The organism is Thalassolituus sp. LLYu03, from assembly GCF_050507655.1.
In the GTDB taxonomy this organism is placed as follows: domain Bacteria; phylum Pseudomonadota; class Gammaproteobacteria; order Pseudomonadales; family Oceanobacteraceae; genus Venatoribacter.
Genome location: NZ_CP191496.1, coordinates 116,501 through 128,694, shown reverse-complemented (window position 1 = coordinate 128,694; position 12,194 = coordinate 116,501). Strand labels below are relative to the sequence as shown.

Genomic DNA, 12,194 nt, shown 5'->3' with positions numbered 1-12,194 from the left:
CTCCGGCTGTATCCAAAGCATCCCTCTGCAGCGGGAGCATCGTGTTATCAGCCTTCACTCCCTGCAGTCTTCAATCTCTGTTGTCAGCCCTCACAGATAGTCTGGGCCAACTTCACGCCATCGCGGGTCGAGTGTTTGACCTCATACATAGCGTGGTCGGCAGCGTTCAGTAAGGCTTCGGCGCCTATCCGGTTCAGACAGCCCACGGCAATGCCGGTGCTGGCAGTCAGGTTGCGGATCTCAGGCCAGCCTTCGATCGCCAGCGCCCGCAACGACGCCTGCAGCCGGCGGGCAAAGGCTTCGGCGCCCGTGGCATCGCAATCCATCAGCACCACGGCAAATTCCTCGCCGCCCAGACGCCCGAGCACATCCCGGTCGCGGCCGAGCGTGCGCAGCAGATCACCGAATGCCGCCAGCACCGCATCACCGGCCGCATGGCCAAAGGTATCGTTTACGCTTTTAAAGTGGTCCAAATCGATCCACAACACAGCCACCGGCTGACTGCGCTCGCGCTGGTTGTTCAGTAATTCCAGCACGGCACGACGGTTCAGCAGGCCGGTCAGACCGTCGCGGCTGGCCAGCTCACTTAAGCGGGCGTTGGCGTCTTCCAGCGCCGTGGCCTTCTCGGCCAGCGCTTCGGTACGCTCCGTGACCCGGTTTTCCAGCTCACGGTTCATGGCTGCCAGCTGCGTGCTGAGCGCCTGTATTTTGCGCCGCGCCGCACCCCGGTTAAACAGGAAGTTAAAGGTCAGAGTAATCACAAACAGCAGGAATCCGCCCGGCGCCCAGGACTGGGCAGAGATGATCTGATTATTGATCAGCATGTCCTGGAACACAGCGATGCCGAGGAACACAAAGCCCGGCAGAATTAACCATGCGCTCTCCCTACGATGGATCAAAGCCCGGACTATGGTCAGGCAAACCAGCACAGACGCAATCGCCAGCAAGAGAGAAAAAACCGGCAGCAAGGCGCTGAACCAGCTCGGTGGTAGCAACAGACAGGCGATCAGTGAGACGCCGAAGGGTACTGTCAGCCCTATCTGTGTACGTTGACTGAAATCGCGCGGGAATACCCGCCGCAGCCAGGCCAAAAACGGCAAAGGAGCCGCCATGACACTGCCGTAGATAATGCGCATGTGCAGATCCCAGTCAGGCGAGGTATCCAGAAACCAGTACATGGGCGCAAATGACGTGGTGCCCAGCCTGATACTGAGCAAGAGAGCAAATAACCCTAACCAAATGCCTGTCAGGTCCGTACGCTCAATCAGAAACTCCGCCAGCAATACCAGCGCCACGATCAGCAGAAACAGGGTTACCACAGACTCGTACACCAGATGCTGGTAGACGTATTTATTGATCTCGACCTCGCTGCCAAACCAGATCGGTTGCCACGGCCCCCCGCTGTGATGACTGAAATTCGCCACCTGCAGCACCACCTCGATATCACCGCCGCGGCGCTCGAGATCAAGCCAGTGAATACCGTGGTACGGCACATAGTCGCGGGGGTTCGCCGCCACCGTGCCGCCACCGGCCTCCCATTCGCCGTCGATCATCAGGCGGTAGCTGCTCGACAGGTCGGGAATCATCATGGCCCACTGGCCGGGAGGAACGTTGCGGATGGTCAGCGAAAAGGTGGCAAAGCCCTGACCCGGGTAGGGCGTTTCGTGTTGGCCGTTGCCATCCCAGGTAGAGGGAAGCGTAAAGCGATCCTGCAGACGTTCGGCTTCGCCGTCTTCGGCCAGCGTGGCCCAGCCAAAACGCCATTCGCCAGCCAGAAGAACAGGACGCTCGTCAGGCCAGCCAGCCAGATCCAGTTCGCCATCCCGGGCTATGTAGTCCGTCTCTGCCATCACCTGTGACCCGGCCCCCAAGCCCAGCCACAGCAGCAGAAAAATCAGCCCTTTCCGAACATAGAACACGGCCTGCTACCTGAACACTGTCTGCAATTTACTATGGTGGGCACTGGCGGCTTCGTCAAACCCGCTACGCTAAGAACGCCCGGTCAAAGCCGGCACGAACGTGCCGGAAACGCGGCATTATAAAGAGATGAAACCGGCCGAAAGACGTAGAAATGCGCCAGATTCCATCACTCCGGCCAGACAGGACGGGCCATGTCCATTGCCGACCGCCAGCGGCCTTCTACACTCGGAAGAACCGACCTTTCTTTTGCAGGACGCCACGCATGATCACGGAAAAACAAAAGCAGCTGGTGCGCGAAACCTTTGCCGCCGTCGAACCCATCGCCGACACCGCCGCCGAGCTGTTCTACGGCAAACTGTTTGAGTATGACCCGTCGCTGAAAGCGCTGTTCAAAGGCGATATGAAACAGCAGGGCCGCAAACTCATGGCGGCACTCAAGCTGGCGGTGGCGACGCTGGATAACCTCGACAAGCTGGTGCCCGTGCTGCAGCAGATGGCCGTGAAGCATCTGGATTACGGCGTGAAGGTGGACGACTACACCCCGGTGGGCAACGCCCTGCTCTACGCGCTGAAAACCGGTCTGGCCGATGCCTACACAGATGACGTGAAAGAAGCCTGGACGGAAACCTACCGCGTGGTGGCGACCGTCATGCGTCAGGCCGCCTACGACCACTACGACCCGGACACCTACCAGAACCACAAGCACTACCACCACTGAGCGGGGCTGAGTGCGTGCCGCTAGTGTGCGGCGTTTGCCAGCAGGTAGTCGGTGATATCGGCGGCCGGCATCGGCCGCCCGTACAGATAGCCCTGCAGAATCGAGCAGTTCATGGCGCGCAGAATCCCGGCCTGCGCCTCTGTCTCTACCCCTTCCGCCACGGTTTTTAACCCCAGCTTGCGCGCCAGCGCGATGATACCGTCGCTGATGTCGCGGTCGATTTCGCTCTCGGCCAGCGGGCTGACAAAGCTGCGGTCGAGCTTGAGGATATCCACCGGCAAACGCTTGAGGTAACTCATCGAGCTGTAGCCGGAACCAAAATCGTCCATCGCCAGATCAATGCCGGAATCCTTCAGTGCCTGTAACTGGCCGATGGCGAATTCCGGGTCTTCGATCATCATGGATTCGGTAATCTCCATGTGCAGCTGGCCGGGCTGAATGTGATAGCGCGCCTTCATGGCGGCGATTTCGTCGGTAAAATCCGGCCGCATCAGCTGACTCGGACACAGGTTCACCGCCACCGAAATATGCCCAAGCCCGATTGCGCTCCAGGCACTGATCTGGCGGCAGGCCTGCTCTGTCACCCAGGCACCTATGTTAAGAATCTCACCGGTCTGCTCCGCCAGCTCGATAAACACCGCCGGCGACACCAGCCCGTGGCCGGGACGATGCCAGCGGATCAGGGCTTCAACGCCCACCGGCCGCAGCGTCTGGGCGTCGACCTGAGGCTGGAAATACAGCTCGAATTCCTGCTTACCCAGCGCGTTGTGTAAGTCCTGCTCCAGTTCCAGCCGCTCGCTCACCTGAGTTTTCAGCTCGGCCGAGAAAAACTGCTGCTGATTACGGCCCTTTTCTTTGGCGTGGTACATGGCCGATTCCGCCGCCGCGATCAGGGCACTGGCGCCGCGGCCATCGTCCGGGTACAGACTGATGCCGAGACTGGCGGTCAGCAGACAAGGGCGTGGGCCGACGTCCATCGGCGCGGTCAGGGCCTCGCGGATGCGGTCAACCTTAGACGCCACCGCCGCCGCGCTCTGCACATTGGTGAGGATCAGGGCGAACTGGTTACTGGCCACCCGCGCGATGTAACTGCCGGTGGGCGCCAGCCGTTGCAACCGCTGGCCCACTTCAAACAACGCCTGATCGCCGGCTTCACGGCCCAGGGTGTTGTTCAGGTATTTGAAGTGATCGAGGTCGAGGGATACCACCGCCAGCCGGGTGCGTTGTTCACCGGCGTGGGCAATACACAAGGCCAGCGTATCTCCGAAATGGCTGCGGTTGCCGAGTCCGGTAACCGGGTCTGTGGTGCGCGACTGTTCGACGTCGGCCTTCAGCCTGCGCAGTTCGGTAATGTCGGAGGCAAAGCCAATCAGGGCCTGCTCGTTGCCGGGCAGAGAGATCGGCATTTTCACTGCCCAGAAATGGTGTTTGCCGCCATCCGGAGCAAACACCACCTCTTCCTGCGCAATACGCTCGCCGGAGGCTTTCACCTGCTGGTCGACGGCCACCAGCCGCTGCGCCACCTCTTCGGGCAACACCTCGAAATCGGTGCGGCCGACGATGTCCTGCAGCGGCAGGCCGTACAGTTCTTCGACCTTGCGGTTCGCGTACAGGTACTTACCGTCGTGGTCTTTCATAAAGATGTACGCGTCGACATGGGTCAGCACCGTTTGCAGCAGTGCGTTGCGGTCGATGCTCTCGCGGGTATGGCGCACACGGTCGGTGATTTCGGTGGAAATGCCGATCACACCGTTCACCTTTCCCTGACCATCGCGCAGCGGAATCTTGATGGCCCAGAAGTAGCGCGGTTTGTCTTCGTGCAGCAGTTGGGCTTTTTCTTCGTCCTGCACTTCGATCTGACTGCCCAGCACTTTGCGGTCGTTGCTCTGGATGTCGGCAAAATCGGTGTTAAAGAAGTGGCTGTCGTCCTTGCCGAGAATGTCGGCCAGCGGCCGGCGGAACAGTTCGCACACGGCCTGATTCACATACACGTAGCAACCCTGCGGGTCTTTGATAAAGACGTAGGTGTCCAGACTGTTGAACAGGGTGCTGAGCCCCTGGCTGATGTCCGGCGCCTCGTGGTTGCCTTGCGGTGTAACGTGCGGATTCATGACTACTCCAGCGACAGCCCTCACATCAGGCCTGTTACTCAGTCTAGGGCGAGTGGCCTGTACTTGAACAGTAGCGACTTGTTGCCGGCTCAGGTATACCCGTCCGCCCCTCGATTAAGCCCGCGCTGAACCCGGCGCCTCAGGCTGGTATCCACTCCGGAGCCATAGCGCCTTCCGTACGCACAGAATCAAGCCCGCGCTGAACCCGGCGCCTCAGGCTGGTATACTGCGCGCCATTGCGCAGCATGCCGGTGAGCATGCAAAACTCTGAATCGACCTGTGGTGCGGTATGAACCCTGATCTGAGCAAGTTACAGCCTTATCCGTTTGAAAAACTGGCGCGTCTGAAAGGCGCGGTCACCGCCAACCCAGCCCTGCCGCACATTGCCCTGTCCATCGGCGAGCCCAAGCACCCGTCACCGGAATTTGTGCAGCAGGCGCTGATCGACAGCATCGCCAGTCTGGAAAACTACCCGACCACCAAAGGTCTGCCCGAGCTGAACGAAACCATCGCCAGCTGGCTGAAGCGCCGCTTTAAGCTGAGTCAGGTCGATGCCGCCACGCAGGTCATTCCGGTTACCGGTACGCGCGAAGCCCTGTTTGCCTTTGCTCAGGCCGTCGTCGACCGCAGCGCCGCCAACCCGCTGGTGGTGAGCCCGAATCCGTTTTACCAGATTTACGAAGGCGCGGCGTATCTGGCCGGCGCCACCCCGCATTTCCTGCCGTGTCTGGCGGAAAACGGTTTTAACCCGGATTACAGTGCAGTTCCGGCGCAGGTATGGGAAGACTGCCAGCTGCTGTACATCTGCACCCCGGGCAACCCGACCGGTGCCACACTGAATTTTGACGATTTTAAACAGCTGATTGAGCTGGCCGATAAACACGACTTTATTCTGGCCAGCGACGAGTGCTACTCCGAAATTTACGTCGACGGCAAAGACGCGCCGATGGGCCTGCTCGAAGCCTGTGAAAAACTGGGCCGTCACGATTACAAAAACTGCGTGGTGTTCCACTCGCTGTCCAAGCGCTCCAACCTGCCGGGTCTGCGCTCGGGTTTTGTTGCCGGTGACGCCGCGCTGCTGAAGCCCTTCCTGCTGTTCCGTACCTACCACGGCTGTGCCATGCCGGTACAAACCCAGATGGCCAGCATCGCCGCCTGGAACGACGAACAACACGTCGAGCAGAACCGCACCTATTACAGCGAAAAATTCCGCCGCGTGATCGAGATTTTAAGTCCGGTATTACCGGTTGAGCAGACCGACGCTGGTTTCTACCTGTGGGTCGAAACCCCGGTCGATGACGAAACCTTTGCCCAGCAACTGTTCGCTCAACAGAACGTGACCGTGCTGCCGGGTTCGTATTTATCGCGCACCGTCGACGGTATTAACCCCGGCAAAAACCGCGTGCGCATGGCGTTAGTGGCCGGCGTGGATGAATGCGTGGAAGCGGCGCACCGCATCCGTGCTTACGTCGAAAGCCTGTAAGGAGAAGTCCATGAGTGTGAATGCCAACCCGTTCGGAACCTCCATTACCACCGACGATATTCTCGATACCCTGAGTTTTTTCGACGACTGGGAAGAGCGCTACAAATACATCATCGACCTGGGCAAACAATTACCGGCCATGGCCGATGAGAAAAAAACCGAGCAGTACCTGCTGCGCGGTTGCCAGAGTCAGGTGTGGATCGACAGCGCTGAGGAAAACGGCAAACTGATGTTCGAAGCCGACTCCGACGCTCACATCGTGCGCGGTCTGCTGGGCGTGGTGCTGACCGCGTTCAACAACAAAACCCCGGCCGAGATTCTGGCGTTTGATATCGACGGTTATTTCGCCCAGATCGATCTGGTGAAACACCTGAGCCCGACCCGCGGCAATGGTCTGCGCGCTATGGTGCAGCGTATTCAGGAAACTGCAAGGAACCACTGACAAGGAACCACTGAATATGGTGCAGGCCAAACCCCACGTTCTGGTTGTTGAAGATGAATCATCCATCGCTGACAGCCTGCAGTTCGTGTTGCAGAACGAGGGGTTTACCACCCATTGTGAAAGTCAGGCCGGCCGCGCCCTGAACTATCTGCAGGAATATCCACAGACCGCCTTAGTCATCATGGATATTGGTCTGCCGGATATGACCGGCCTCGAAGCCTGCAAACAATTGCGGCGTTTCTCGGATATTCCGCTGGTTTTTCTTACCGCCCGCAGTGACGAAATTGACCGTATTCTTGGGCTGGAAATTGGCGCCGACGATTACGTCACCAAGCCTTTCAGTCCGCGTGAAGTCGCCGCCCGGGTTAAGGCGATTTTAAAGCGCAGCGCACCTCAACCTGCCGTAGCGGTGGCAGCAGAAAACCCCGCGCAAAAAGCCTTCAGTCTGAATGATCAGAGCAAAACCATCGCCTTTTATGGCCAGCCATTACCCCTGACCCGGCTGGAATACCAGATTCTGGCAACGCTGCTGACCCGCCCCGGTCAGGTGTTCAGCCGCGAGCAATTACTGAACGCCGCCGGCATTTCTGCCGACGCCAATTACGAACGCAGCATCGACAGCCATATTAAGAGTCTGCGCGCCAAACTGGCGAGTATTTCAGCCCATGAAAAACCGATAAAAACCCACCGGGGTTTCGGTTATTCATGCCAGCCAGAGCAATAACTGATGTCGCTCAGTCAGCGGATATTTATTGCGTATATTGTCTTTGTCGCTTTATGCAGTTACGCCATCCTGCATATTATCCGGGAAGAAATAAAACCCGCCGTCAGCCAGGCAACCGAAGAAAATCTGGTGGATACCGCCAACCTGCTGGCCGAGTTTCTGCGCCAGCCCCTGCTGGAAAACCGGCTCCGCTCTGTGGATATTCTCAGCATCCTGAACGCTTACGGCCAGCGTAACCCGGCAGCAAAAATCGGTGATGTGCAGAAATCGGCGGTTTACAACCGCGTCTACGTAACCGATGCCGCCGGTATTGTTCTGCTGGACTCCGATGGCCGGGCCACAGGTGAGGATTATTCGCGCTGGAACGACGTCTACCTGACCCTGCGCGGTCAGTATGGTGCCCGCTCCAGCAGCGACGATAATCCGGCCTTCAGCGTAATGTATGTCGCCGCGCCCATCCGCAATGGCGACGAATTAATTGGCGTTGTGTCCGTCGGCAAATCCACCAGCACACTTAAGCCCTATGTCGATTACATCCGCCAGCGTTTAACCGGCCTGACGCTGGCAGTCCTGCTGGCAGGATTATTGGGTGGCGGCCTGTTTTCCTGGTGGCTCAGCCGTGAACTGAGGCGTTTGCGCGAATACGCAATAAACGTCAGTCAGAACCAGAAAGCTGTGCTGCCACGCTCCCCCAGTCACGAATTGCGTCAGCTCGGTGAAGCGCTGGAATCCATGCGCGAGCAACTGGATGGCAAAGCCTACATTGAGCGCTATGTTCAGACCCTGACGCACGAATTAAAAAGCCCAATTACCGGTATCCGCGCGGCAGCAGAGCTTCTGCAAAGCCCCATGCCGGATTCCACCCGCACAAAATTTCTGACCCACATTGAAAACGACAGCCAGCGCCTGCTGCAGCTGACAGAAAAATTACTGCAACTGTCTCAGCTGGAGCAGCAGCAGGTGCTGCGCGAAGATCAGGCCATTGATGATCAGCAACTGCTGAACGATGTGTGTGCCGCATACAGTGCCCGGCTGATGCAGAAAAACATCCGCCTGATCAGGAAAACACCCGGGCTTCAGCTGCACGGAGACTATTTTCTGCTGCGCCAGGCGTTATCGAATTTATTCGACAACGCACTGGATTTCACCCCGCAACAGGGCGAAATTCATCTCAGCACTGAGGTTGATGCCGGCGGACAAAACATTCACCTGTTTAATCAGGGACCGGCCATTGACCAGTTTGCACTGCCGCGTCTGAGCGAGCGTTTTTATTCATTACCCAGACCCGACAGCGGTAAAAAAAGCAGTGGGCTGGGGCTTAGCCTGGTACAGGAAGTCATGGCTCTGCATCATGGACAGCTGATTATCTGCAATGCTGCCGGCGGCGTACGGGCAACCCTGCACTGGCCCGCCTGACCACAGAATCTGCACCAAATCTGCACAGCACCTCCATACAAACTCCATATCGTCAACGCACACTGCTTCTGCTCACTACCGGACAGGAGAATACCGTGCGCACTTTACTTATTAAGCTAGTCACTATTGGCAGTCTGATGCTGCTGCTGATGATTCCTTTAACCATGATCCGCAGCACTGTGGACGAACGAAAACACTACAGTGAAGCGGTGGCCAACGACATCGCCCGCAGCGCCAGTTACAGCCAGACCGTAACCGGCCCAGTGCTGGTTGTTCCTTTCCAGCGCACACAGATAATTCAGGAGTTTGACAGCAACCGCAAAATGACCGAACGCACGCAGGTGATCCACGATGCCCTGTATTTCTTGCCGGAGCATTTTCAGCTCAATGGTCAGCTGACCAGCGAATTACGCTATCGCGGTATTTACGCCGCCCGCCTGTATCAGGCAGACACGCAAATTACGGCGGAATACAACCTTCCCGCCGATTACGGCATCCGGCATGACCTTGCCAGCTACCATTTCGACACACCCTATCTGGCGTTGGGCATTAACGACATCCGCGGTATCCGCGACTCATTTCATCTGCAGGTGAATAACCGGGAATACCGCTTAGAACCCGGCAGCCGGGTTAAGAATCTCGGTGATGGTGTGCATGCACAACTGACCGGCCTGGACAGCAGCAAAGCACAGAAACTGCAGCTGTCGCTGCCACTTAAATTACAGGGAACCGGACAGTTTTATGTAACCCCAACCGGTAAAAACAGCAGCGTCCGCCTGCAGGCCGACTGGCCACACCCGAGCTTTACCGGCAATTTCCTGCCAATAAAATCGGACATTCATGAACAGGGATTTGAGGCCGAATGGCAGACCAGCCTGTTTGCCACCAACGTCAATGAAACCTTCAGCAACTGCCTCCGTCAGGGCGAATGCCAGGCGCTTCAGTCGCTCAACTTTGGCGTCAGTCTGATTGATCCTGTTAATCAGTATGTGAAAACCCACAGAGCCATGAAATACGCGCTGATGTTTGTGGTGCTGATTTTTGGCGGCTTCTTTTTGTTTGAAGTTCTGAAATCCCTACAGATTCACCCCATCCAGTATGGTCTGGTCGGTTTATCGCTGGCCCTGTTCTATCTGCTGCTGATTTCGCTGTCGGAACACATTGCGTTTATCACGGCATACATCATCGCAGCCACCGCCTGCGTCGCCGTGATCAGCACCTATCTGGCCGCCATTCTGCGCAACCTGAAAAATACGCTGGGTTTTGCCTGCGGGCTTATGCTGCTGTACATCATGCTCTACGGCCTGCTGTCGTCAGAAGACTTCGCCCTGTTGATGGGCTCGATCCTGATATTTACCTTGCTCAGTCTCTTTATGTTGCTGACCCGTCATGTTGACTGGTACCGCTTCAGCCAGCCGGCCAACCCAGCCACCGAAGAGCCCGGCAGTCGCTGATTGGCCTGGCCGACAATTCAGGCCGACTACGCAGCACAACAACGCAGACCCTGACCCTGCCCGGCCACGGTCTGCCGCACGCTTGCCAGTTACGGCGCCAGAATATCGGGCAAACGTAACGACCTTTTTCCAGCTGTTGGCCTTTTGTAGCCGCCCTCTGCATTGTCACAAAAACTTCATATTTCGCGCCTAAAACGCCTGCTCACGACATCTATCTTTAAAGCTCAGAAAAAGAGACCCAAGGCACCATGCGCATCCGACACCGCTTAATTCTGATGGCCGCGTTACCGGCCATGCTGGCCAGTGTGATCCTGCTGTACATCTGGCAGGTCATGCCCGGCATTGTGGGCAACGCCACCAACCTGTTTGATCAGCGCATTACGCCGGTACGGCTGCTGACCGGCATCAGCCGCACCTACGCCGCCGATGTGGTCGACGTGGCTCACCAGAGCCGCGCGCAGATGCTGATGTGGAACGACGCCGCCGCGCAACTGAGTAAAGCCCGCAGCCGCATTGAACAAGACTGGCAGACCTACCTCAGCGCCGATCTGTCCGCCGCCGAGCAGACGGCCATTGCCAACGCCGCCGATGCACCACAGCAAGCGCTGGCCGTCATCGAAAAGCTGCAGGGTTATGTGGCCGAACACGAGTCGTACAGCATGGGCGGCTATATCGATATGGATCTGTACCCGCAGCTCACCCCCATGCTGACCCTGATCGATCAGCTGGTGTCTATCCAGACCACGCTGGCCGACGAAGGCAAAGCCGATGCCCAGAGCGCCACCCGCGCGGCGATTCAGCGCATCGCCCTGCTGTCGCTGGTGACCATCGGCATCATGGCCATGCTGGGCTTTGCCGGTTACCGCAAAATCCTGACCCCGCTGCGCACCATCCGCAATCAGGTGATCGACGTCGAGCGACAGCGTGACTTAACCCTGCGCATTACCCACCAGAGTCCGGATGAGCTGGGCGAGCTGGCGCGTGCCTTTAACAACATGATGGAAGCCATTGCCGCCACCCTGCGCGATATTCAGCACAGCGGCCGGCAGGTGAACGAAACCGGCAGCGAGTTACTGGCGCTGGCGCTGGCCACCGGCGCCGTGGCGCGCGAGCAGGTGCAGGCCATGGACAACACCAACCAGGAAATCAGCCGCGTCTTTGCCGCCTCACTGGAAGTGCGCAACGCCTCCGACGCCGCCAGCGAACAGACCATCAAAGCCACCGCTCTGGTCGGTGTCGGCGATCAGAAAGTGAAAGAGGTGGTCGAGGCCATCAGCCAGTCGAGCGGCCAGATTCACAGCTCGGTCGATAACGCCCGCTCGCTGCTCGAACACTCGGGCCATATCGGCACTGTGCTCGACGTGATCAGCAACATCGCCGCGCAGACCAACCTGCTGGCCCTGAACGCCGCCATTGAAGCGGCCCGGGCTGGCGAACACGGCCGTGGCTTTGCCGTAGTCGCCGACGAAGTGCGCACACTGGCGCAGCGCACCGCCGACTCCACGCGCGAAATTCAGCAACTGGTCGAAAACATTCAGCAGGGCGCGTCGGATACCGCCGCCGGTCTCGAAGCCTTAACCACCCTCAGTGCCTATATGGTTGAGCGCGCGCAGGAAGCCGGTCAGTCGCTCAGCGATATCCGTCAGGCCGTGCGGGCGCTGCAACAGAACAGCCAGCAGGTACAGAGCCTGACCGGCGAGCAATTGCAGACCAGCCAGAAGATCCAGAGCCAGTCCGATCAGGTGATGGCGCAATGCCGCACCACCGCCGACAAGGCGCTGAACACCGAGCAGCTCAGCCACACCCTGGCGACACTGGCCGGCGAACAGGAACGCAGCCTGCAGGCCTTCCGCGTCGGCTGATCACAGTGCTACCTGAATGCCCCAATAATGCCCACAGGCACTGTATTGGGGCTTTTCTACCCAC

The 12,194-nt window shown here is 58.3% G+C and carries 9 protein-coding genes; 7 read left to right on the top strand and 2 right to left on the bottom strand.

Annotated elements, in window-relative coordinates:
• Positions 1 to 83: 83 nt before the first annotated feature.
• Positions 84 to 1,919, bottom strand: a complete 1,836-nt coding sequence (locus ACQUQU_RS00650) for a sensor domain-containing diguanylate cyclase (RefSeq protein WP_430461326.1) — start codon at positions 1,917 to 1,919, stop codon at positions 84 to 86.
• 263 nt (positions 1,920 to 2,182) lie between these two features.
• Between ACQUQU_RS00650 and ACQUQU_RS00645 the strand changes: the two genes are divergently transcribed.
• The gene (locus ACQUQU_RS00645; RefSeq protein WP_430461325.1) at positions 2,183 to 2,638 is read left to right on the top strand and encodes a globin family protein; all 456 of its coding nucleotides are present in this window, start codon (positions 2,183 to 2,185) and stop codon (positions 2,636 to 2,638) included.
• Positions 2,639 to 2,658: 20 nt separating this feature from the next.
• On the opposite strand, the gene ACQUQU_RS00640 is transcribed toward ACQUQU_RS00645, so the two are convergent.
• Positions 2,659 to 4,749 (bottom strand): sensor domain-containing protein, encoded by a 2,091-nt coding sequence (locus ACQUQU_RS00640; RefSeq protein WP_430461324.1) that lies wholly within the window; start codon positions 4,747 to 4,749, stop codon positions 2,659 to 2,661.
• A 289-nt stretch (positions 4,750 to 5,038) separates the two neighbouring features.
• Between ACQUQU_RS00640 and dapC the strand changes: the two genes are divergently transcribed.
• The 6 genes from dapC to ACQUQU_RS00610 all read left to right on the top strand — a co-directional run bounded on the left by dapC (position 5,039) and on the right by ACQUQU_RS00610 (position 12,130).
• The gene (gene dapC / locus ACQUQU_RS00635) at positions 5,039 to 6,232 is read left to right on the top strand and encodes a succinyldiaminopimelate transaminase (protein WP_430461323.1); all 1,194 of its coding nucleotides are present in this window, start codon (positions 5,039 to 5,041) and stop codon (positions 6,230 to 6,232) included.
• A 10-nt stretch (positions 6,233 to 6,242) separates the two neighbouring features.
• The gene (locus ACQUQU_RS00630; RefSeq protein WP_430461322.1) at positions 6,243 to 6,674 is read left to right on the top strand and encodes a SufE family protein; all 432 of its coding nucleotides are present in this window, start codon (positions 6,243 to 6,245) and stop codon (positions 6,672 to 6,674) included.
• 16 nt (positions 6,675 to 6,690) lie between these two features.
• Positions 6,691 to 7,398 (top strand): two-component system response regulator CreB, encoded by a 708-nt coding sequence (gene creB / locus ACQUQU_RS00625; protein ID WP_430461321.1) that lies wholly within the window; start codon positions 6,691 to 6,693, stop codon positions 7,396 to 7,398.
• Between the two features lie 3 nt (positions 7,399 to 7,401).
• Complete coding sequence (gene creC / locus ACQUQU_RS00620) at positions 7,402 to 8,814, top strand: two-component system sensor histidine kinase CreC (protein ID WP_430461320.1); 1,413 nt, start codon at positions 7,402 to 7,404, stop codon at positions 8,812 to 8,814.
• 95 nt (positions 8,815 to 8,909) lie between these two features.
• The gene (creD, locus tag ACQUQU_RS00615; protein WP_430461319.1) at positions 8,910 to 10,268 is read left to right on the top strand and encodes a cell envelope integrity protein CreD; all 1,359 of its coding nucleotides are present in this window, start codon (positions 8,910 to 8,912) and stop codon (positions 10,266 to 10,268) included.
• Positions 10,269 to 10,516: 248 nt separating this feature from the next.
• Positions 10,517 to 12,130 carry a methyl-accepting chemotaxis protein gene (locus ACQUQU_RS00610; protein WP_430461318.1) on the top strand — a complete coding sequence of 538 codons (1,614 nt, stop codon included), beginning with the start codon at positions 10,517 to 10,519 and terminating at the stop codon, positions 12,128 to 12,130.
• Positions 12,131 to 12,194: the final 64 nt, after the last annotated feature.